Source organism: Microbacterium laevaniformans, from assembly GCF_016907555.1.
GTDB lineage: Bacteria > Actinomycetota > Actinomycetes > Actinomycetales > Microbacteriaceae > Microbacterium > Microbacterium laevaniformans.
Window position 1 is genome coordinate 1,450,002 of sequence record NZ_JAFBCE010000001.1, and the last position, 20,210, is coordinate 1,470,211.

The 20,210-nt window shown below is 68.4% G+C and carries 21 protein-coding genes and 2 tRNA genes; 10 read left to right on the forward strand and 13 right to left on the reverse strand.

The window, feature by feature from the left end:
• Nucleotides 1-329: 329 nt before the first annotated feature.
• Complete coding sequence (locus JOE53_RS14695) at nucleotides 330-476, forward strand: hypothetical protein (protein ID WP_231477064.1); 147 nt, start codon at nucleotides 330-332, stop codon at nucleotides 474-476.
• Nucleotides 477-493: 17 nt separating this feature from the next.
• Here the strand turns inward: JOE53_RS14695 and yczR are convergent, their stop codons facing one another.
• Entirely contained in the window at nucleotides 494-1,909 is a 1,416-nt protein-coding gene (gene yczR / locus JOE53_RS06795; protein WP_204947233.1) for a MocR-like transcription factor YczR, read from the reverse strand.
• A gap of 62 nt (nucleotides 1,910-1,971) precedes the next feature.
• On the opposite strand from yczR, the gene yczE reads away from it, so the two are divergent.
• Nucleotides 1,972-2,616, forward strand: coding sequence for a membrane protein YczE (gene yczE / locus JOE53_RS06800; protein WP_061683243.1), 645 nt, complete (start codon nucleotides 1,972-1,974; stop codon nucleotides 2,614-2,616).
• Nucleotides 2,617-2,669: 53 nt separating this feature from the next.
• Here yczE and JOE53_RS06805 read toward each other — a convergent pair whose 3' ends face one another.
• Together JOE53_RS06805 and JOE53_RS06810 are read right to left on the reverse strand one after the other, a co-directional pair.
• Complete coding sequence (locus JOE53_RS06805) at nucleotides 2,670-2,879, reverse strand: hypothetical protein (protein WP_036285410.1); 210 nt, start codon at nucleotides 2,877-2,879, stop codon at nucleotides 2,670-2,672.
• 67 nt (nucleotides 2,880-2,946) lie between these two features.
• Complete coding sequence (locus JOE53_RS06810) at nucleotides 2,947-3,888, reverse strand: LysR family transcriptional regulator (protein WP_204947234.1); 942 nt, start codon at nucleotides 3,886-3,888, stop codon at nucleotides 2,947-2,949.
• A 119-nt stretch (nucleotides 3,889-4,007) separates the two neighbouring features.
• On the opposite strand from JOE53_RS06810, the gene JOE53_RS06815 reads away from it, so the two are divergent.
• Nucleotides 4,008-5,000, forward strand: coding sequence for a putative oxygenase MesX (locus JOE53_RS06815; RefSeq protein ID WP_204947235.1), 993 nt, complete (start codon nucleotides 4,008-4,010; stop codon nucleotides 4,998-5,000).
• Nucleotides 4,997-6,058, forward strand: coding sequence for a methionine synthase (locus JOE53_RS06820; RefSeq protein WP_112931424.1), 1,062 nt, complete (start codon nucleotides 4,997-4,999; stop codon nucleotides 6,056-6,058). Before JOE53_RS06815 ends, JOE53_RS06820 begins: the two co-directional genes overlap by 4 nt.
• Nucleotides 6,059-6,075: 17 nt before the next feature.
• Here the strand turns inward: JOE53_RS06820 and JOE53_RS06825 are convergent.
• Nucleotides 6,076-6,147, reverse strand: a tRNA-Arg gene (locus tag JOE53_RS06825).
• An 86-nt stretch (nucleotides 6,148-6,233) separates the two neighbouring features.
• Here JOE53_RS06825 and orn point away from each other — a divergent pair.
• From orn to JOE53_RS06850, 5 genes are all read left to right on the forward strand, one after another.
• Nucleotides 6,234-6,857, forward strand: coding sequence for an oligoribonuclease (orn, locus tag JOE53_RS06830; protein ID WP_036285393.1), 624 nt, complete (start codon nucleotides 6,234-6,236; stop codon nucleotides 6,855-6,857).
• Between the two features lie 34 nt (nucleotides 6,858-6,891).
• A tRNA-His gene (locus JOE53_RS06835) sits at nucleotides 6,892-6,967 on the forward strand.
• A 25-nt stretch (nucleotides 6,968-6,992) separates the two neighbouring features.
• Entirely contained in the window at nucleotides 6,993-7,343 is a 351-nt protein-coding gene (locus JOE53_RS06840; RefSeq protein ID WP_036285558.1) for a metallopeptidase family protein, read from the forward strand.
• Nucleotides 7,340-7,624 (forward strand): ATP-dependent Clp protease adapter ClpS, encoded by a 285-nt coding sequence (gene clpS / locus JOE53_RS06845; protein ID WP_204947236.1) that lies wholly within the window; start codon nucleotides 7,340-7,342, stop codon nucleotides 7,622-7,624. The genes JOE53_RS06840 and clpS overlap by 4 nt, the downstream gene beginning before the upstream one ends.
• Nucleotides 7,621-8,106 (forward strand): DUF2017 family protein, encoded by a 486-nt coding sequence (locus JOE53_RS06850; RefSeq protein WP_204947237.1) that lies wholly within the window; start codon nucleotides 7,621-7,623, stop codon nucleotides 8,104-8,106. The genes clpS and JOE53_RS06850 overlap by 4 nt, the downstream gene beginning before the upstream one ends.
• 13 nt (nucleotides 8,107-8,119) lie before the next feature.
• On the opposite strand, the gene JOE53_RS06855 is transcribed toward JOE53_RS06850, so the two are convergent.
• The 6 genes from JOE53_RS06855 to gatC are packed head-to-tail and all read right to left on the reverse strand — an operon-like array spanning nucleotide 8,120 to nucleotide 13,663.
• On the reverse strand, nucleotides 8,120-8,695 hold the full coding sequence (locus tag JOE53_RS06855) for a nucleoside/nucleotide kinase family protein (RefSeq protein WP_036285384.1): 576 nt from the start codon (nucleotides 8,693-8,695) through the stop codon (nucleotides 8,120-8,122).
• Complete coding sequence (locus tag JOE53_RS06860; protein ID WP_204947238.1) at nucleotides 8,679-8,999, reverse strand: hypothetical protein; 321 nt, start codon at nucleotides 8,997-8,999, stop codon at nucleotides 8,679-8,681. The genes JOE53_RS06855 and JOE53_RS06860 overlap by 17 nt, the downstream gene beginning before the upstream one ends.
• A 22-nt stretch (nucleotides 9,000-9,021) precedes the next feature.
• Complete coding sequence (dinB, locus tag JOE53_RS06865; RefSeq protein ID WP_204947239.1) at nucleotides 9,022-10,281, reverse strand: DNA polymerase IV; 1,260 nt, start codon at nucleotides 10,279-10,281, stop codon at nucleotides 9,022-9,024.
• Between the two features lie 60 nt (nucleotides 10,282-10,341).
• Nucleotides 10,342-11,856 (reverse strand): Asp-tRNA(Asn)/Glu-tRNA(Gln) amidotransferase subunit GatB, encoded by a 1,515-nt coding sequence (gatB, locus tag JOE53_RS06870; RefSeq protein WP_204947240.1) that lies wholly within the window; start codon nucleotides 11,854-11,856, stop codon nucleotides 10,342-10,344.
• On the reverse strand, nucleotides 11,856-13,367 hold the full coding sequence (gene gatA, locus JOE53_RS06875) for an Asp-tRNA(Asn)/Glu-tRNA(Gln) amidotransferase subunit GatA (RefSeq protein WP_061683719.1): 1,512 nt from the start codon (nucleotides 13,365-13,367) through the stop codon (nucleotides 11,856-11,858). Before gatA ends, gatB begins: the two co-directional genes overlap by 1 nt.
• On the reverse strand, nucleotides 13,364-13,663 hold the full coding sequence (gene gatC, locus JOE53_RS06880; protein ID WP_036285370.1) for an Asp-tRNA(Asn)/Glu-tRNA(Gln) amidotransferase subunit GatC: 300 nt from the start codon (nucleotides 13,661-13,663) through the stop codon (nucleotides 13,364-13,366). Before gatC ends, gatA begins: the two co-directional genes overlap by 4 nt.
• A 58-nt stretch (nucleotides 13,664-13,721) precedes the next feature.
• On the opposite strand from gatC, the gene JOE53_RS06885 reads away from it, so the two are divergent.
• Complete coding sequence (locus JOE53_RS06885; RefSeq protein ID WP_204947241.1) at nucleotides 13,722-15,440, forward strand: long-chain-fatty-acid--CoA ligase; 1,719 nt, start codon at nucleotides 13,722-13,724, stop codon at nucleotides 15,438-15,440.
• Between the two features lie 5 nt (nucleotides 15,441-15,445).
• On the opposite strand, the gene ligA is transcribed toward JOE53_RS06885, so the two are convergent.
• The 3 genes from ligA to JOE53_RS06900 form a co-directional block, all read right to left on the reverse strand.
• Nucleotides 15,446-17,773 carry an NAD-dependent DNA ligase LigA gene (gene ligA, locus JOE53_RS06890; RefSeq protein ID WP_061683717.1) on the reverse strand — a complete coding sequence of 776 codons (2,328 nt, stop codon included), beginning with the start codon at nucleotides 17,771-17,773 and terminating at the stop codon, nucleotides 15,446-15,448.
• A 94-nt stretch (nucleotides 17,774-17,867) separates the two neighbouring features.
• The gene (mnmA, locus tag JOE53_RS06895; RefSeq protein ID WP_204947242.1) at nucleotides 17,868-18,965 is read right to left on the reverse strand and encodes a tRNA 2-thiouridine(34) synthase MnmA; all 1,098 of its coding nucleotides are present in this window, start codon (nucleotides 18,963-18,965) and stop codon (nucleotides 17,868-17,870) included.
• 9 nt (nucleotides 18,966-18,974) lie between these two features.
• A complete protein-coding gene (locus JOE53_RS06900; RefSeq protein WP_204947243.1) occupies nucleotides 18,975-20,183 on the reverse strand; it encodes a cysteine desulfurase family protein in 1,209 nt (402 codons plus the stop codon).
• Nucleotides 20,184-20,210: the final 27 nt, after the last annotated feature.

Consider the following 20,210-nt stretch of genomic DNA (forward strand, 5'->3'; position numbering starts at 1 on the left):
GGCGCCGCGACCGGCGTATCCTTCGTGCGCCGCGGCACCCTCAGCGTCCTTCTCGCCGCAGAGCGTCGACGCGAGGCGCGAGCAGATTGTGGAGACGGCGCCGAAGCGCAGAGATGGGGAGGAGGCGTCGATCGGTCGTCCGACGGCGGCGCCCGGGGGTGCCGACGATGTCGGAGGGAGAACGTATCTTCGAAAGTGGCGGTGTCAGTGGCGGTGACGGGAGTGGCGACATGATCAGTGCGGCAACGGCCCTACCTCGGTCCGTGCGCGGGTGTTCCTTGCGAGCGGTGTCCGACCGTCGGTGGAGGGTCATCGACAGACGCGGCATCGTGATCGGACACGTCCGGCGCGAGCAGTCGGCGCAGGGGACGCGTTTTCACGCGGAGCGCTTCGAACTCGCCCGAGCCAGAATGCGCGAGCTGGGCTCGTTCTGCAGGCTCGACGAGGCGGTCGAGTGCCTGGCGTATCTGCGCTGACGAGCAAGCCGCGCTCGTCACACCACCGCGTCGAGGATCTCGCCGCCGTGCACGGGGGCGGCGGCTCGCACCGAGGGCCACGCGTCGGCGAGCGTGTCGACGGCGCGTCGGAGCTCCTCGGGTGGTGCCGTGAAAGGCAGGCGGAGATGACGGTCGTGCGTCCCGTCGACCCCGAATCGCGACCCGGACGAGAGAGAAACGCCATGGGCGCGGGCTGCGAGGACGAGCCCCGTGCTCAGAGGAGCATCCAGCTCCACCCAGAGCGCCACGCCGCCGTGCACCTGCGGGATCTTCCACTCCGGCAGGCGGCGGGTGAGCGCATCGACGAGAGCGTCTCGGCCCGATCTGAGCAGCAGAGAACGTTGCGTGAGAATCTCCGGCAGGTGGCTGAAGAGACGAGCGGCGACCGCCTGCTCGAAATCCGGTGTGCCCAGTTCCCTGGCGGGGCGCGCCGCGACGATTCGCTGCACGAGTTCCCCGTCCGCGCGGATCCACCCGATGCGCAGACCACCCCAGACGATCTTGCCGAGCGAGCCGACGCGCACCACGGCATCGTGGCCGAACGCCGGTGATGCGGCGGGAACGTCGATGGTCAGATCGGCGGTGGTCTCGTCGATGACGAGAGTGGAGCGCGAGGCGCGGGCAGCGTGTGCGAAGGCTGCCTCTTCCTCGTCCGTCATCGAGCGGCCCGTCGGGTTCTGGAAGCGTGGCATCAGATAGGCCATCCGTGGCTGCGTTCGTGTGAACACTTGAGCCGCGCGATCGAGGTCCCAGCCTCCGCCGATCGTGACCGGCACAGCTACCAGTCGCGCGCCGGCGGCACGAATCGCCTCGGCCGCATGGGGGTACGTCGGCGTCTCGATGACCACCCGATCCCCACGACCGACGAGAACGGTCGACAGGAGGTGGATCGCCGACTGCGCACCTGTCGTCACGACGATCTGGCTCGGGTCGGTCGGGATGCCGCGTGCGCTGTATCGGTCGGCAATCGCTTCTCGGAGTTCGATGGCGCCCCGGATGTCATAGCCCGACCGAGCGACGATGCGTGCGGCATCCGCCGCGGCCTCCGCGATGATGCCGGCGAGCCCCGGCCACGCGGCGGGACTGGCCTGTTGCAAATCGATGGCGCCGGTCGTGGCCGCTGCGCCTCCGATGTCACGGCTCGGCCGCGCCGTCGTCACGCTTCCCGATCCGCGAAGGCTTGCGATATGACCGGTGTCGCGCAGGCTGCGATATGCCGCAGCGACCGTCGTTCGGCTCACCGAGAGTGCAGCGGCGAGTTCTCGTTCGGCGGGAAGAGCGGTGTGCGCGGCGATGCGGTTGTCGAGGCACAGGATGCGGATGCTGTCGGCGAGGGCCTCATACGCCGGCTCCCGCGTGCGCCACCCGCCCAGCATCCCGGCGAACGTCCGCGCCCCGATCCTCGAGTCCATGGTGGCCACAGTATCCGAATTGGACTGGTAGTAGATGTCCAATTGTGAGATTGGATTGCTGCATGACTGCACGTCTTGCTCGCCTGCTCATCGGTCTCATCCTCTACGGCGTTGGTTGCGGCGTCATGGTGCAGGCCCAGATCGGCGTGGATCCTTGGACGGTCTTCGCGCAGGGACTGTCGGTGCAGACGGGGGCGGGCATCGGATGGATCACGAACCTCGTCGGCCTGCTCGTGCTGCTGCTGTGGATTCCGCTGCGCCAACGGCCGGGCATCGGCACCCTTGCCAACATCCTCCTCGTCGGAACCAGCATGCAGCTGACGATCTTGGCGCTTCCGGCGATGAATGGATTCGTGACGCAAGTGATCGTGTTCCTCGGCGGGATGGCGCTGGTCGCGCTGGCCTCGGGAATCTACATCGGAGCGCGCTTGGGGCCGGGGCCGCGCGATGGCCTCATGACCGGCATGAACTCCCGGCTCGGGTGGCCGGTATGGGCATGTCGACTCACGATCGAGGCGACCGTGCTTCTGTTCGGGTGGCTCCTCGGCGGCACCGTGGGCCTCGGCACGGTGCTGTTCGCAGCCGGCATCGGTCCCCTGGTCCACGTCGCTCTGCGACTGCTCGACGTGTCACGTCGCGGGGCCGCGGCCCAGGTCGACCCCGGTCGAGACCCGGTCGCGGCGGCGGGCGCCCCGCGCGTGGGCTGATCCGATCGCGCAGGGAGGCGCGCCGTGGCGGTGCGGGCTGCGCAGCAGAGCGCCTAGTGCTGGCGGAACTGCGGCCAGTCGGACCCGGGAGCAAGGTGGCTGTGGAGGGCGCTCTTCGCGACCTCCATGGACGGATACGTGCCGACACTCGCGGTGGCGCCGGCGACCGTGGGCGTGTAGCCCTCCTCGCTCTTTCTCACCGTGCCGACGACGTTGCCGTCAGTGCCGTATGCGACCCACAAGGTGGATGATGCCGAGGTCATGATGACTCCTCTCGTCACCGCCGACGGTACGCGCTCGCGGCGGAACTATCGAGGGGTCGGCTCACCGTCATCCGACGAGCGACACTCCGAAGCCGGCCACCACCTGGCGCAGTTCGGTGAGGTAGCGCTGGGCCTGGTCGGTCAACGGCACCGCCGTGCGCCCGATCCATCCGATCTCGATCTGCTCGTCGACGTCGAGCGCAACGGCCACGATCTCGGGATCGAGGTCGTCGCTGATGATGCCCGTCGAGATGGTGTAACCGTTCAAGCCGATCATCAGGTTGAAGATCGTGGCGCGATCCGAGACGCGGATCTCGCGCGAGCTCGACAGCGTCGACAGGATCTCTTCGGCGAAGTAGAACGAGTTGTTCGCACCCTGATCGAACGTGAGTCGAGGCAACGATGAGAGGTCTTCGAGACTCACGCTCCGCTGCAGCGAGAGCGGGTTTCGGCGCGAGACGAAGACGTGCGGTGCAGCGACGAAGAGCGTGTGAAATGCCAACCCCGAGTCGCGCAGGAGCTTTCCGATGACGTTGCGGTTGAACTCATTGCGAAACAGGATGCCGAGTTCGCTGCGCAGCGTGCGCACATCCTCGATGATGTCGAAGGTGCGCGTCTCGCGCAGCGAGAACTCGTACTCGTCGGCGTCCGTTGCTCTGACCATGCGGACGAACGCGTCGACGGCGAAGGAGTAGTGCTGGGTGGAGACGCCCAGCAGGCGCCGCGAGGGAGCAGCGCCGAGGTAGCGCTGTTCGAGCAGTGCAGCCTGCTCGACGACCTGCCGGGCGTATCCGAGGAACTCGATGCCGTCGGTGGTCAGGCTCACTCCGCGGGCGGTTCGCAGCAGCAGGTCGCGTCCGATCTTCTTCTCGAGGTCGCGCATCGCAGCGGACATCGTCGGCTGCGACACGAACAGCAGGTCGGCCGCCGCACTGATCGACCCCTCCGCAGCGACCTCGATGAAGTACTGGAGGTGCTTCAGTGTGATTCCCATCGGGGGCCGAGACATAGCCACAGACTATATGGGCGCATAGTTTGAGCGCATTACTCGATGACAGCGCTCGTCCCGCATGCTCGGATCAGCATCATTCGCGGCCGTACCGGCCCCTGCCCAGGATTGGCCCTCGCATGGCGAACGACATCGCTTTCAGCATCACGACCACTCGTTTCGACGAGGACTACGCACCCGCCGCACATTCGCGTGTGACGACGAACTTCGCGAATCTGGCGCGTGGCGCCGGGCGCCGCCAGAACCTCCGCAACGCGCTCGCGATGATCGACCGTCGGTTCAACGAGCTCGCCGCCGGCGACGATCAGGGCGCCGAGCGCTATCGGGTCGAACTCGACATCGTCACGGTGCAGCTGCAATTCGACGACACGGCCGAGGCCGAGCGCTTCCCCATCATCGAGGTTCTCGACGTCGGCATCCTCGATCACCGCACGGGTGAGCGCCACCGCGGCATCGTCGGCAACAATTTCTCCTCATATCTGCGCGACTACGATTTCAGCGTCGTGCTGCCGGCAGCGACAGCCGCCGCGGGGACGTTCACCGTTCCGGAGGATTTCGGCATCCTGCACGGTGAGCTCTTCCAACGGTTCTTGGCGTCGGATGCCTACCGGCAGCGCTTCGCGGGCTCGCCGGTGATCTGCATCAGCGTGTCGACAAGCCGCACGTACCGTCGCACGGGCCTCGTCCACCCGGTGCTCGGCACCGAGTACGTTCAGGATGACTTTTCTCTCACCGACGAATACTTCGCCCGGATGGGTCTGCAGGTGCGCTACTTCATGCCGCGCAGCTCCGTCGCACCACTGGCGTTCTACTTCCGCGGCGACTTGCTGAACGACTTCTCCGATCTGCAACTGATCGGCACGATCGCGACGATGGAGACGTTCCAGAAGATCTATCGTCCCGAGGTGTACAACGCACTCACCCCCGCCGGCGAGGTCTACCGTCCCACCCTGGATCATGTCGACTTCGTCCGCACCGAGATCGACTACGACCGTGAGGAGCGCAGCCAGCTGGCCGTCACCCAGGGCCGCTACGCCGAGGAGTACTTCGTGAAGCCCCACCTCCAGACCCTGGAACAGTGGATCGCCGGCGTGGCGGAGCCCGTCGCATGACCGGCGACGGCACCGTCCATCAGGCTCCTCTGCTGCCGGTGACGACGGTCGGCAGCCTCCCCAAGCCCGCCTGGCTCGCCGAGCCCGAGGTGCTCTGGTCGCCGTGGCAGCTGCACGGCGACGTGCTCGCCGATGGCAAACGCGACGCGCTGCGCGCCGTGGTGCACGAGCAGCAACGGCGCGGCGTCGACATCATCACCGATGGCGAGCAGACCCGTCAGCACTTCGTCACGACCTTCATCGAGCACCTCGACGGCGTCGACTTCGACAACCGCGAGACGGTGCGCATCCGCAACCGCTACGACGCCAGCGTGCCGACGGTGGTCGGCGCGGTCGGTCGTCGCGCGTCCGTCTTCGTCGAGGATGCGGCGTTCTTGCGCGGGCAGACCGACCTGCCCATCAAATGGGCTCTGCCAGGACCGATGACGATGATCGACACGTTGGCGGATCGGCACTATGGCAGCCGTGAAAAGCTCGCGTGGGAGTTCGCGACGATCCTCAATGAGGAGGCTCGCGAACTCGAAGCCGCCGGAGTGGACATCATCCAGTTCGACGAGCCGGCGTTCAACGTCTTCTTCGACGAGTTGAAGGACTGGGGAATCGCTGCGCTCGAACGCGCCGCGGAGGGCCTGCGCGTCGAGACCGCGGTGCACATCTGCTACGGGTACGGCATCAAGGCGAACACCGACTGGAAGGCGACACTCGGATCCGAGTGGCGTCAGTACGAGGAGTCCTTCCCTCTTCTGCAGCGCTCGCGCATCGATATCGTCTCGCTGGAGAGCCAGCACTCGAATGTGCCGATCGAGCTCATCGAACTCATCCGCGGCAAGAAGGTCATGCTCGGCGCCCTCGACGTGGCCAGCGCGCACGTCGAGACCCCGGAAGAGGTCGCGGCGGTGCTGCGGCGGGCGTTGCCGTTCGTCGACGCCGACAAGCTGATTCCGAGTTCGAACTGCGGGATGGCCCCGCTGTCACGGGAGGTCGCATTCGGCAAACTGAGCGCACTGTCCGCCGGAGCAGCACTCGTACGCGCCGAGCTGGCAGGCGCGGACTCGTGACGGGCGGCTCGATGCGGTGCCCCCGGCAGGATTCGAACCTGCGACCAACGGATTAGAAGGCCGTCGCTCTTCCACTGAGCTACGGAGGCGCTCTTCCAGCGTACTGTGGTCGCCGGCCCGACGCTGATCGTGACGCGTCGGCGCCGAGGTCGCAGGCCCTCATTAGGATGAACGCATGGTGAATGCCGCGGAGAACGATCGTCTCGTCTGGATCGATTGCGAGATGACCGGTCTCGACCTCGACGTCGACGAACTCGTCGAGATCGCGATCGTGGTCACCGACTTCGAGCTCAACGTCCTCGACCCCGGCTTCCAGGTGGTGATCAAACCCGACGCCTCGGCGCTGGCGAACATGAACGATTTCGTCACGCGTATGCACGAGACCTCCGGGCTCCTCGCCGAGATCCCGGACGGTATCAGCCTGGCCGAGGCGGAGTTCGAAGCTCTCGAGTACATCCAGAGGTTCGCTCCTGAGGGCAAGGCGCCGCTTGCGGGAAACACGATCGGCACCGACCGGATGTTCCTTGCGAAGTACATGCCGCGTGTCGACCGCTGGCTCCATTACCGCAGCGTCGACGTCTCCAGCATCAAAGAGCTGTCTCGGCGCTGGTACCCGCGCGCGTACTTCAACGCGCCGGCGAAGGACGGTGGCCACCGGGCACTGGCCGACATCCTCGAGTCGATTCGTGAGCTGGCGTACTACCGGCAGGCCGTCTTCGTTCCGGAGCCGGGGCCCTCCAGCGACCAGGCACGCGACGCGGCGGCCGCCGTCGTGTCGTCGTATGCCTCCGGTGTGTAATACAATCGTCTGGTTGCCTGGAAGCAGGCGCATGGTGGCTATAGCTCAGTTGGTAGAGCACCGCGTTGTGGTCGCGGGGGTCGCGGGTTCAAGCCCCGTTAGCCACCCCACTTTCTCCCCGATCGGGATGTCGACATGATCGAGATGGACGCCGACGCGTTCGAAGCTCTCGTCTCCGACGAACTCGATCTGCTGCCCGAGCGTATGCTCGTCGGACTCGACAACGTCGTCTTCGTCGTCGAGGACCGGCCCGAGGACGGTTCCCTCGACCTGCTCGGTCTCTACGACGGTCTGGCGTTGACAGAGCGCGACCGTTACGGCACCGGGGAGCTGCCCGACCGGATCATCCTCTACCGTGAGCCGCATCTGCACGCCTGCGGCTCGATCGTGGAGCTCCGGGACGAAGTGCACACCACACTGGTGCACGAGATCGCGCACTTCTACGGGATCGACGACGAGCGCCTGCACGAGTTGGGTTGGGCATGACGATTCCCCTCGAGGATGTCCGCCTGGAGGAGCGCTCGGAGGTGACCGGTCCCTGGCAGACGGTGGTCTGGAACGATTCGGTCAACTTGATGAGCTACGTCGTCCATGTGTTCCGCACCTACTTCGGTTACACCCGCGAGCATGCCGAGCGTCTGATGCTGCTGGTGCACCACGAGGGCCACGCGGTCGTCGCGGAGGGCGCGCGTGAGCAGATGGAGCTCCACGTCCAGGCGATGCACGACTACGGCCTCTGGGCGACCGTCAGGAGGGCCGACACATGACGAGGGTGCGGATGGCGGTGTCCGCGCTGGAAGCCGCGCATCTCACGGACATCGTCCTGCAGTTCACGGATCTGCTCACCGAGGCCATCGACGGAGTCGATGATCCGGGCGTCGCGCGCCTCGTTCCCGACGGCTACCGGGACGCTGCGGAGGATGCCGCGGAGTTTCGTCGTCTGACCCAGGACGACCTCCTCGATCGGCGTCGTGATGATGCGGCGCTGGTGCTGGCGACGCTGCAACGCGATGGCCAGACACGGCGTCCGCAAGACCTGGACCGCGCGGACGCCGAGGCCGAGGTGATCGTCGAACTGGATGCCGGTGCTGTCGCGGCGTGGTTGCGAACGTTGACCGCGGTGCGGCTGGTGATCGCGACACGCCTCGGGATCACCACAGAAGAGGAGCAGGACGACGACCCCCGCTTCGGTGTCTACAACTGGCTGGGCTTCCGCCTCGAAGGCCTGCTCCAGGCGATCGAGGACTGACCGCCCCCAGCCCTCACGGGACGTCGATGACGATCGTTGCGAGCGATTGCGGGCGATGCGCGCGCAGGTGCTCCTCTTCCTGGTCGGCCCAGCGACGCCAGTGCGGACGGTAGGTGTCGCCGTCTCGAGCGAGCGCGCGATCGCGCCGCGCACTCTCGGGCGATTCCACCCACACGCGCACGTGCGCCAGAGGCGCGGTGCTCGGGGTGAGCACCCCTGCTCCCTCGAGGATCAGGGGGACGTCGGCGGGCGTCTCCACCTCGGCCCCCGGACGATCGGCTGCCCAGTCCCACCGTCGCCACACGGCCGCCCTTGCCTCGCTGACGGGGATCAGGATGAACTCCCGCGCCAGAGTTGAACCGGCCGAGAGCCCGTCCCACCCCGGATACAGCTCGTCGAGGCCGATCATGCTGACGGGGCGCCCCCACCGCTCGCGCACCCGTCGCGCGAGGGTCGATTTGCCCGCGCCGGAACGTCCGTCGATCAGGACGATCGGTGTGATCTCCGGCTCCAAGGCCGCAATGGCGGACTCGATGCGGTCGACCCCGCTCGTGAGCGCCGCATCGACCTCGTCAGCGCTTGAGGGCACGGATGATGCGGCTGAGCGTGCGTCCCGCAACCCACACGAAGGGGATCGCCACCGCGACCAGCGACACGAGGTTCGGCTCGAAACGCAGATCGTCGCCCTTGCGGATGTAGGCACCGAGGGGAACCGCGAAGCCGCCGCCGCCCCCGCCGTTGTTGCCGCTCTCATCCTGGCCGGCGCCGAAGCCCGACCACGACAGAGCCACGGGGATGAGGCGGATGCCGTCGACGTCCTGCTGCTCGCCGTAGACGCTGTTGACGCCGAGCGATGCCGACTGCTTGCCGAGTTCGAGTGCGAGATTGGGCATGTTCCCACCGTAGCCGGGAAGCTCACTCGGTGCGAGGGAGCCGCGGATTCGTCGGCAGAGCATTCACATCACGGCGCGGGCCGAGGACGCTCGCCCGGGTGACCGCTCCCCCACCGAAACGCTCACGCGCGTCGTCCAAGGCGGCGTCGACCCGTCGCCACTCGGCATCCTCATCCCAGAGCGGCACGGATCCACCGTCACCGCCGCGCAGCTTCTCTGCGCGCACGCCGATCAGGCGCACCGGCTGGCTCAGCTCCAGCGCGTCGAACAAGCCGATGGCGACGTCGCCGATCCGCTGGCCGACGTCCGACGGCTCTGCCAGCGACAGCGAGCGCGAAAGCGTGGTGAAGTCGGCGTAGCGCAGCTTCAGCGCGACGGTGCCCGCGCGCCAGCCGCCGCCCCGCAGACGCGCCGCCACGCGGTCGGACAACCGGCGAAGCTCGCTGCGAAGAACCGCCGCATCGGCGACGTCGGTGAGGAAGGTCTCCTCATGTCCGATGCTCTTCTCCGTGCGCTGCGTCTGGACCGTCCGAGGGTCGATGCCGTGCGCGAGTTGCCAGATGCGCTCCCCGCCGGCGGGTCCGAGTGCGCGATCCAGGACGGCCCGCGGCGAGGCGAGGATGTCGGAGACGAGCCGGATGCCGCGACCCTCCAGCGTCTCCGCGGCCTTCGGCCCCACCCCCCACAGCGCCGAGACGGGCAGCGCGGCGAGGAAGGCGGCGGTGTCGGGTTCGCTGACGATGAGCAGCCCGTCGGGCTTCGAGCGCGTGGAGGCGATCTTCGCCACATGCTTCGTGGCCGCCACCCCGACGCTGCAGATCAGTCCCGTCTCCGCTTTCACGCGGGCCCGGAGCATCCGGGCGATCTCCCCCGGAGTTCCCCAGAGCCGCCGTGCGCCGGACACGTCGAGGAACGCCTCATCGATCGAGAGCGGCTCCACGAGGGGGGTGATGTCGTGGAGGATCGCCATCACTTGACGTGACAGGCTCGCATACCGCTCGAAGTGCGGAGTGACCACGACGGCCTGCGGACACAACCGGAGAGCCTGTGCGACGCCCATTGCCGACCGCACGCCGAATCGACGAGCCTCGTAGGAGGCGCTGGAGACCACACCGCGTCCCTCCATACCGCCGACGATCAGCGGCTTGCCGGCCAGGGAGGGATCGTGGAGGACCTCGACCGACGCATAGAAGGCGTCCATGTCCACGTGAAGAATCCGCGTGCCGGTGTCGTCGGCACCGGGCGGCGAGACGACCCGCCCCGACCCGTCACCCCGTCCCATGAGTCCATTCTCGGTGACGCCGCCGACATTACGGCGCCACCGAGAAGGCAGCGTGTGCGACTACTGCGCCGCGCGCTCCAGAACGAGCTCGCGGACGCGTGCGGCGTCGGCCTGACCCTTCATCGCTTTCATGACGGCGCCGATGACGGCACCGGCGGCCCGCACCTTGCCGTCGCGGATCTTCTCCAGCACGTCGGGCTGCGCGGCGAGAGCATCGTCGATCGCGGCGATCAGCGCGCCGTCGTCTGAGACGACTGCAAGACCGCGTGCGTCGACGACCTGCTGCGGCGTGCCTTCGCCGGCGATGACGCCCTCGAGCACCTGACGCGCCAGCTTGTCGGTGAGCGTGCCGGCGTCCACGAGCTGCTGCAGCGCGGCCACCGACGCGGGGGTGACGAGCGATGAAGCTTCGACTCCCTGAGCGTTGGCGATGCGAGAGATCTCGCTCATCCACCACTTGCGCGCGGCCGCAGGCGCAGCGCCCGCTACGACGGTCGCGTCCACCTCGGCAAGCAGGCCCGCGTTCACGATTCCCTGGAAATCGATGTCGGCGAAGCCCCACTCGGCCTTCAGACGTCGCCGACGCGCGGCGGGCGGCTCCGGAAGAGCAGCACGCAACGACTCGACCAGCGCGGAGGACGGCGCGACGGGCAGGAGGTCGGGCTCCGGGAAGTAACGGTAGTCGTCGGCATCCGACTTCGGACGCCCCGGAGAGGTCGTGCCGGTGTCTTCGTGCCAGTGCCGCGTCTCCTGCGTGATCGTCCCGCCCGCGGCGAGGATCGCCGCTTGACGCTGAATCTCGTAACGCACGGCGCGTTCGACCGAGCGCATCGAGTTGACGTTCTTCGTCTCGGTGCGCGTGCCGAGCTTCTCCTGCCCGCGTGGGCGCAGGGACACGTTCGCATCGCAGCGGAGGTTTCCGCGTTCCATGCGCGCCTCCGAGATGCCGAGCGAGAGCACCACGTCGCGAATCGCCCGCACGTACGCGGCGGCCAGCGCGGGTGCACGGTGTTCCGCGCCGAAGATCGGCTTCGTCACGATCTCCACGAGCGGGACGCCGGCGCGGTTGTAATCCACGAGCGAGTACTCCGCGCCCTGAATGCGGCCGGTGGAGCCGCCGACGTGCGTGAGCTTGCCGGCATCCTCCTCCATATGCGCCCGCTCGATGGGCACCTCGAAGACCGTCCCGTCGGTCAGTTCCACCTCGATCTGGCCCTCGAAGGCGATGGGCTCGTCGTACTGCGAGATCTGGTAGTTCTTGCCGAGGTCGGGGTAGAAGTAGTTCTTCCGGGCGAAGCGGCTCGACGGGGCGATCTGGCAGCCGAGGGCGAGCCCCAGACTGATCGAGAAACGCACCGCGGTCTCGTTGACCACCGGGAGCGAACCCGGAAGGCCCATATCGACAGGCGCCACGAGCGTGTTGGGGGCAGCATCGTGGTTCGCGGCGTGCGCCGGGTTGCCCGCCGGCGAGAACATCTTCGTCTCGGTGTTGAGTTCGACGTGCACCTCGAAGCCGAGCACCGGCTCGTACAGCTTCAGCGCGTCGTCGAAGTCCATCAGTGCGGCCTTAGCCATCAGCGGTTCCCTCCCAGCAGCGGGGCGCGGTCCAGCAAGGGACCACCCCATGAGTCGACGAGCAGGGCCTCGGCGGCCGCACCCACGCGATACAACCGGGCATCCTGGCGCGCCGGGGCGATGAACTGGATGCCGACGGGCAGCCCGTCCTCCTCTGCCAGACCCGACGGAATCGAGATGCCGGGGACGCCGGCCAGGTTCACCGGAATCGTGGTGACATCGTTGAGGTACATCTGCAGCGGGTCATCGATCTTCTCGCCGAGCTTGAACGCCGTGGTGGGAGCCGACGGCGTCGCGATGACATCGACCTGAGCGAACGCCGCGTCGAAGTCGCGCTGGATGAGCGTACGCACCTTCTGGGCGCTGCCGTAGTAGGCGTCGTAGTATCCGGCCGACAGCGCGTAGGTGCCGAGAATGATGCGACGCTTCACCTCCTCGCCGAAGCCGGCGTCTCGAGTGGCAGCCATGACGTCTTCGACCGTGCCGCCCGGAACGTCGACTCGCAGGCCGAAACGGACGGAGTCGAATTTGGCGAGGTTGCTCGACGCCTCCGCGGGAAGGATCAGGTAATACGCGGCGACGCCGTACTCGAAGTGTGGGGCGCTGACCTCAACGATCTCCGCGCCCTGCGCCTCCAGGAGAGCCAACGCTGCCCGGAAGGACGCCGACACGCCCGCCTGGAAGCCGCTGTCGGGCAGCTCGCGGATGACGCCGATCTTCAGGCCCGCCAGACCGGCGCCGGCGGCGCCTTCGCGTGCGGCCGCCGCAAAGGAGGGCCAGCTGTCGGTCAGCGACGTCGCGTCGTGCGGGTCGTGGCCGCCGATGACGTCGTGCAGGAGCGCCGAGTCGAGCACGGTGCGCGAGACCGGACCGACCTGGTCGAGTGAGGACGCCAGCGCGATGGCGCCGAACCGGCTCACCCCGCCGTAGGTCGGCTTCATGCCGACGGTTCCCGTGACGTGCGCCGGCTGGCGGATCGATCCGCCCGTGTCCGAGCCGAGAGCCAGCGGAGCCTCGAAGGCGGCGACGGCGGCCGCCGATCCGCCCCCGGAGCCTCCGGGGATGCGATCGAGGTCCCACGGGTTGTGGGTGGGACCGTACGCCGAATGCTCCGTCGACGATCCCATGGCGAACTCATCCATGTTCGTCTTCCCCAGAGGCACCAGGCCGGCGGCACGCGAACGCGCGACGACGGTGGCGTCGTAGGGCGAGAGGAAGCCTTCGAGGATCTTGGATCCGCTGGTGGAGGGCATGTCCGTCGTGACGAGCACGTCCTTGATCGCGAGGGGAACTCCCGCGAGCTCGCCCAGGGCTTCACCGGCGGCGCGGCGGCGATCGATGTCGGCGGCAACCTCGAGGGCGTGGTCACTCACGTGCAGGAAGGCGTGCACATCGCCGTCGACGGCGGTGATCCGGTCGAGGTGGGCCTGCGTCGCTTCGACGCTGGACACGTCACCGGAGGCCAGTCGTGCGGCCAGGTCTGCGGCGTTCAGCCGTGTGAGATCGGTCACTGCTCCTCCCCCAGAATCGCCGTGACACGGAAGCGCCCGTCGGCGGCGTCCGGCGCGTTCTGCAGCACCTGCTCCACCGTCAGCATCTGGCCGACGACGTCGGGACGGAAGACGTTCTCGAGCGGGAGGGGATGGCTCGTCGCGGGGACGTCGGGCGTTGCCACCTCGGACACCTTCGCGATGTTGTCGACGATCACCGAGAGCTGCCCCGTCAGGCGCTGCACCTCGTGCTCGTCGAGCTGAATCCGGGCCAGAACGCCGAGATGGCGAACGAGTTCAGGGGTGATTTCAGACACCCGTCGATTCTAGTCGGCCCCCTTCGGCCCGCTTCTCACGGCCGATAGGCTGGCCCGCGTGAGTGCCGCTGCCCCGTACGACCCGCCCCGCCCGTGGATCGCCAGCTACGCCGCCGGAGTCCCCGATGATCTCGAACCGGTCACCGGCTCGCTCCTGGACATCGTCACCGCGTCGGCGCGTGACTACCCGGATGCGCCCGCGCTGCAATTCTTCGGTCGCACGACCTCGTACCGCGACCTCGTCGGGGCGATCGATCGCGTGGCGGCGGGTCTCCGAGAGCGTGGGGTCGGCAAAGGCGACACGGTCGCGATCGTACTGCCCAACTGTCCCCAGCACATCATCGCCTTCTACGCGATTCTGCGCCTCGGCGCCATCGCGGTGGAGCACAATCCGCTCTACACTCCACGGGAGCTGCGCAAGCAGTTCGAAGACCACGGGGCGCGCACGGCCATCGTCTGGAGCAAGGTCGCCGCCACCGTGCAGGCGTTCCCCGCCGATCTCGCCGTCACCACGCTGGTCAGCGTCGACATCACGACCGCCATGCCGCTCTCGCTGCGTCTCGCGCTGCGGCTTCCCGTCGCGAAGGCCCGTCAGTCGCGCGACGCGCTCACCACGCGCGTGTCGCAAGCCGTGCCCTGGGAACACCTGGCACGCAACGAAGCACTGGCGGCATCCTTCCCCGGTCCGGTCACCGACGACGTCGCCATCATCCAGTACACGAGCGGAACGACGGGAACGCCGAAAGGCGCGGTGCTCACCCACCGCAACCTCCTGGCCAACGCGCGGCAGGCTCAAGCGTGGGTCCCGTCGATCCAGCGCGGCAAGGGATGCGTCGTGTACGCGGTGCTGCCGATGTTCCACGCCTACGGGCTGACCCTGTGCCTCACTTTCGCGATGTCGATGGGTGCCCGTCTGGTGCTGTTTCCCCGCTTCGAACCCGCGATGGTCCTCGAAGTGACGAAGAAGCACCCGGCGACGTTCTTGCCGCTGGTGCCGCCGATCGCCGACCGACTGCTCGCCGCGGCGCGCGCCGAGGGCGTCTCCTTGGCCGGCACGGAGGTCGCCATCTCCGGAGCGATGGCGTTGCCGCATGACCTCGTCGTGCCGTTCGAGCAGGCAACGGGTGGCTACCTCGTCGAGGGCTACGGGCTGTCCGAGTGCTCGCCGGTTCTCATGGCGAACCCGGTCGCCGACAATCGCAAGGCGGGAACGGTCGGACTCCCCCTCCCCGGCACCGAGTGTCGCGTGGTCGATCCGGACGATCCCACCGTGGACATGCCCTCCGGTGAGCGGGGCGAGCTGATCGTGCGGGGCCCGCAGGTCTTCCAGGGCTACTACGGCAAGCCGGAAGCCACCGAGGAGGTCTTCGTGGACGGGTGGTTCCGTACCGGCGACATCGTCCAGATCGACGACGAGGGGTTCGTGCGCATCGTGGATCGCATCAAGGAGCTCATCATCACCGGCGGGTTCAATGTGGCGCCCACCGAAGTCGAGAACGCACTGAGGCAGCACCCGCGCGTGGTGGATGCCGCTGTCGTGGGCCTGCCAAGCGAGCATTCGGGCGAAGAGGTCGTCGCCGCCGTGGTGCTCGACGGGTCCGGAGCCGGCGTCGACACGGACTCCATCCGGGACTACGCCCGCAGCATCCTCACGCCCTACAAGGTGCCCCGCCGGATCTTCATCGTCGACGAGCTGCCGAAGTCGCTGATCGGAAAGGTGCTGCGTCGCCAGGTGCGTGAGTCCTTGCTCGAGCTCACGCATCCCGGAGGAGACTGAACCGATCAGCCCGCGTCGGGATCGAGTGCCTCGAGCGCGGCGGGCCCCTGCTCGACGAGGATGCGAAACTGCGCGGCATCGATGATGCGGATGCCGAGTTCCTCCGCCTTCGCGAGTTTCGAGCCCGCGCCCGGGCCTGCGGCGACGAAGTCGGTCTTCTTCGACACGGAAGAGGCTGCTTTCCCGCCGGCGGCGATGATCGCCTCCTGCGCGCCCTCTCGGGTGTAGCCCTCCAGCGTGCCGGTCGCAACGACCGTGACACCCTCGAGCACGCCGCCGGCGGCGACGGCAGCTCCCGGGCCGGGGTGACCTGGAATCTCCAAGACCGCGCCCGCCGCCGCCCAGCGTTCCACGATCTCCTGATGCCAGTCGACGGCGAACCATTCCAGGAGCGAGTCCGCGATGATGCCGCCGACGCCGTCGACGTCGGCGAGAGCGTCGCGCTCGGCCGCGCGGATCGCGTCCAGCGAACCGAACCACTGCGCGAGTGCCCGCGCGGCGACCGGGCCGACGTGGCGGATGTTCAACGCGACCAGAAACCGCCACAGGTCCTTTGTCTTGGCCTTCTCCAGTTCCTCGAGAAGGGTGAGCGCCTGGGCCGACGGCTGGGGACCTGTGAGTCCCTCCTTCTTCTCCGCCGACGTGGGCTGGCGACGGAAGGGTGCGCGGGTGATCGGTTCGCCGCTGTCGTCATCGAGTTTGGCCTCCCCCGTTTCGCTGTCGCGGACGATCACCTCGATCGGGACGAGCTGTTCGAGTGTGAGGTCGAACAGACCGGCCTCGGTGATCAGCGGGGGCACGGCGGGAACCGACGGCTGCGTCAAGGCCGCTGCGGTGACCTCGCCGAGGGCTTCGATGTCGAGGGCGCCACGGGAGCCGATGTGCTCGACGCGTCCCCGCACCTGGGCGGGACAGGCGCGCGTGTTGGGGCAGCGCAGGTCGATGTCGCCGTCTTTCGCGGGTGCCAGCGTCGAGCCGCATTCCGGGCACCGGGTCGGCATGACGAATGCCCGCTCCGTGCCGTCGCGCAGCTCGACCACGGGACCGAGCACCTCGGGAATGACATCGCCGGCTTTGCGCAGCACGACGGTGTCACCGATGAGAACCCCCTTGGACACGACGACGTCCTGGTTGTGAAGCGTCGCCTGCCGGACGACCGAGCCCGCGACGCGGGCGGGGGCCATCACGGCGAAGGGTGTCGCCCGGCCGGTGCGGCCGACCGAGACGACGATGTCCAGCAGCTTCGTGTTGACCTGCTCCGGCGGGTACTTGTACGCGATGGCCCATCGCGGGGCACGACTGGTCGCGCCCAGCTCACCGTGCAACGCCAGCTCATCGACCTTGACCACGACGCCGTCGATCTCGTGCTCGACGTCGTGGCGATGCTCGCCGTAGTACGCGACGAACGCCGCCACGCCGTCGATGTCGTCCGCGGTGCGGAAAGACGTGCTCGTCGGCAGCCCCCACGTCGCGAGCAGGGCGTAGACCTCGCTCTGCGAGGACACGGGCGGCTCCGGCCACGCCCCGATCCCATGGACGAGCAGCCGCAGCGATGCGAGCCGGGCGCGTCCGGCTTCGAGCTCCATGCCGCTTTTCTTGTCGAGTTGCTGGCGAAGGCCGCCGCTGGCCGCGTTTCGCGGGTTCGCGAATGCCGGGAATCGGCGGGCGGCGCTTCGGGTGAGCTTCTCCTCGTCGCCTCCGCGCTCACGACCGTCCGTGATGACACGCTCGCGCAACCGGGCCTGGAGAGCGTTGAGTTCGTCGAAGGCCGCGACGGGGATGTAGACCTCGCCGCGCACCTCCACGATCGGAGGATGCCCTTCACCCGCGAGTCGTGCAGGAATGCCCGCGACCTGGAGCGCATTGACGGTGACGTCCTCGCCCACCCGGCCGTCGCCGCGGGTGGCGGCCGACACGAGAACGCCGTGCTCGTAGCGAAGATTGATGGCCAGGCCGTCGATCTTCAGCTCCAGCAGCCAACGGACGTGTCGTCCCGCGGCAGCCGATGTCTTCGTGCACCAGTCTCGCAGCTCGTCCGCGCTGAAGACGTTGTCGAGGCTGAGCATGCGCTCGGCGTGTTCGACGGGCGCGAACATCGTGCTCTGCGCCGCGCCCACCGACTGCGTCGGCGAATCCTGTCCCTGCACCTCGGGGAAGGCGCGCTCCACTGCTTCGAGCCGCCGCATCCACCCGTCGTAGGTCGCGTCGTCGACGATCTCAGCGTCGCGCCCGTAGTACGCGTCGCGGGCGCCGAGGATGAGGTCGGTCAATCGCTCCGCGTCGAGGCGGGCGTCGTCGAGGTTCGTCGGAAGGGAGACTTCATCATCCGTCACCCGGCCAGTGTAGGTGGGGCGGCCGACATCGCCCTGCCCCTTGCGCGCCGCGCGTGGCCCGGTGCCCGCGGTCGCACGCTGACGGGGGTCGAGCTCAACCCGCGATGGGGACGGCCGAGACCGTGCGGTCGACCGTGAATTGCCCGATCACCCGCGTGCCGTCGTACAGCACCGCGGTCTGACCCGGCGCGACGCCGTCGAAAGGCGTCTCGGGACGCACCGTCACGGTGCCCTCGCGGACCACCGCGGACGCCGGCGCCGGTTCGGCGTGAGCACGGATCTGCACATGGCAGAAGAACTCGGCATCCGCCGGGGCTCGGCCGGCCCAGCTGTGGCGAGAGCCTGAGATCTCCGCCGTGGCCAGCGCCTCCTTCGGACCGACGACGACCGTGTTCGAGACGGGACGGACCTCGAGGACGAATCGCGGCTTGCCATCGGACGCGGGAACGCCCAGCTGCAGACCGCGACGCTGTCCCACCGTGTACGCGTGGGCTCCGCCGTGGCTTCCCACGACAGCGCCGTCGCGGTCGACGATGTCGCCCTGCGCCGTGCCGACCTTTTCGGCAAGCCACCCGCGGGTATCGCCGTCGGGGATGAAGCAGATGTCGTGACTGTCCGGCTTCTGGGCGACCGTCAACCCGCGCTCGGCCGCTTCGGCGCGCACGAGGGCTTTGGACGGCGTCGATCCGAGCGGGAAGTAGGTGTGCGCGAGCTGGGGCGCGGTGAGCACGCCGAGCACGTAGGACTGGTCTTTCGCCTCGTCGCTCGCCCGATGCAGCTCGCATCCCTCGGGCCCGTCGACGAGGATCGCGTAGTGACCGGTGCAGACCGCGTCGAAGCCGAGCTCGAGCGCGCGTTCGAGCAGGGCCGCGAACTTGATCTTCTCGTTGCAACGCATGCACGGGTTCGGCGTGCGGCCCGCGCGGTACTCGGCGATGAAGTCGTCGATCACGTCGTCGCGGAAGCGCTCGGAGAAGTCCCAGACGTAGAAGGGGATGCCGAGCCGGTCGGCCGCACGGCGCGCATCCATCGCGTCTTCGATCGTGCAGCAGCCGCGGCTTCCGGTGCGCAGCGTCCCCCCTGCACGCGAGAGCGCGAGGTGGACCCCGACGACGTCGTGACCGGCGTCGACCGCGCGGGCAGCGGCGACAGCGGAGTCGACGCCGCCGCTCATGGCTGCCAGGATACGCATCGGTCCAGTCTACGAGGGCTGCAGGCCTTCGGCTCCGAGCCGACGCGGCCGGGCGGCACTCGTCGCCCGGGCGTACGCACGTGGGAGGGCCGCGAGCAGCGCATCGACATCGCTGGTGACGGTGGTGCGCCCGAGCGTGAGACGCAGCACCGACCGTGCCACGTCCTGGTCGCGCCCGAGAGCGAGCACGACGTGCGAGGGCTCCGCGACACCGGCTTGGCACGCTGACCCGGTCGAGACCGAGATCCCTTCCTGGTCGAGCAAGAACAGCATCGTCTCCCCCACCGCTCCCGGCAGGTGGACGTGCACGTTGCCGGCGAGGCGGTCTCGAGCATCGCCCAGCAGCTCGGCAGCCGGGATCGCGGCGCGGATGCCGGACCAGAGCCGATCGCCGAGCGCCACCAGTCGCTCGTGCTCGCTGACGCGTTCGGCCTCGGCATCTTCGAGGGCGACAGCCAGCGCCGCGGCGCCGGCGATGTCCTGCGTGCCCGAGCGCAGTCCGCGTTGCTGACCGCCGCCGTGCAGGAGCGCCGCGATGCGGGCGTGACGCGACACGACGACGGCGCCCGTGCCGACGGGCGCTCCGACTTTGTGCCCCGAGACGCTGAGCGCGACGAGACCGACGCCGGGCGCGGCACCTCCGCGCCAGGCGGAGAACGACACCGGCAGGTGGCCCATGGCCGCAACGGCGTCGAGGTGAAGCGGAACGTCGGCGGCGGCGGCGGCGGCCGCCAGCTGAGCGGCATCCTGAACGGTTCCGACCTCGTTGTTGGCGACCAGGGCGGTCGCCAGCGCCGCGGGAGCGGGGGCGGTCAGCGCCGTCCGGAATCCGTCGAGGGGAATGCGGCCGACCGGGTCGAGCGCGACGGCGCGCACGCGCGCGCCCCGCGCGCGCAGCCAGTCGACGGTGTCGATGCTCGCATGATGCTCTCCGTCGGGCAGCAGCACGGCTTCACGGTCGTCGGCGCGGCCCCACCACAGACCCTTCAGCGCCAGGTTGATGCTCTCGGTCCCGCCGGAGGTGAGCACGACCTCGATCGGGTCGCACTCCAGCACCGCGGCGATACGCTCGCGCGAGTGCTCCAGCAGCCGTCGAGCCGCCTGCCCGGCACCGTGTACCGACGACGCATTGCCCGTCAGCGTCGCCGCTGCCAGCCATGCCTCGCGGGCGCTCTCGCGCAGGGGCGTCGACGCCGCATGGTCGAGATAGATCGACATGACGCTCCCGCACTCGTGACGACGCGG

Coding starts and splice junctions, on each gene's coding strand:
- yczR (WP_204947233.1), bottom strand. CDS start 1,909: ATGGACTCGAGGATCGGGGCGCGGACGTTCGCCGGGATGCTGGGCGGG.
- yczE (WP_061683243.1), top strand. CDS start 1,972: ATGACTGCACGTCTTGCTCGCCTGCTCATCGGTCTCATCCTCTACGGC.
- JOE53_RS06805 (WP_036285410.1), bottom strand. CDS start 2,879: ATGACCTCGGCATCATCCACCTTGTGGGTCGCATACGGCACTGACGGC.
- JOE53_RS06810 (WP_204947234.1), bottom strand. CDS start 3,888: ATGTCTCGGCCCCCGATGGGAATCACACTGAAGCACCTCCAGTACTTC.
- JOE53_RS06815 (WP_204947235.1), top strand. CDS start 4,008: ATGGCGAACGACATCGCTTTCAGCATCACGACCACTCGTTTCGACGAG.
- JOE53_RS06820 (WP_112931424.1), top strand. CDS start 4,997: ATGACCGGCGACGGCACCGTCCATCAGGCTCCTCTGCTGCCGGTGACG.
- orn (WP_036285393.1), top strand. CDS start 6,234: ATGGTGAATGCCGCGGAGAACGATCGTCTCGTCTGGATCGATTGCGAG.
- JOE53_RS06840 (WP_036285558.1), top strand. CDS start 6,993: ATGATCGAGATGGACGCCGACGCGTTCGAAGCTCTCGTCTCCGACGAA.
- clpS (WP_204947236.1), top strand. CDS start 7,340: ATGACGATTCCCCTCGAGGATGTCCGCCTGGAGGAGCGCTCGGAGGTG.
- JOE53_RS06850 (WP_204947237.1), top strand. CDS start 7,621: ATGACGAGGGTGCGGATGGCGGTGTCCGCGCTGGAAGCCGCGCATCTC.
- JOE53_RS06860 (WP_204947238.1), bottom strand. CDS start 8,999: ATGCCCAATCTCGCACTCGAACTCGGCAAGCAGTCGGCATCGCTCGGC.
- dinB (WP_204947239.1), bottom strand. CDS start 10,281: ATGGGACGGGGTGACGGGTCGGGGCGGGTCGTCTCGCCGCCCGGTGCC.
- gatB (WP_204947240.1), bottom strand. CDS start 11,856: ATGGCTAAGGCCGCACTGATGGACTTCGACGACGCGCTGAAGCTGTAC.
- mnmA (WP_204947242.1), bottom strand. CDS start 18,965: ATGCGTATCCTGGCAGCCATGAGCGGCGGCGTCGACTCCGCTGTCGCC.
- JOE53_RS06900 (WP_204947243.1), bottom strand. CDS start 20,183: ATGTCGATCTATCTCGACCATGCGGCGTCGACGCCCCTGCGCGAGAGC.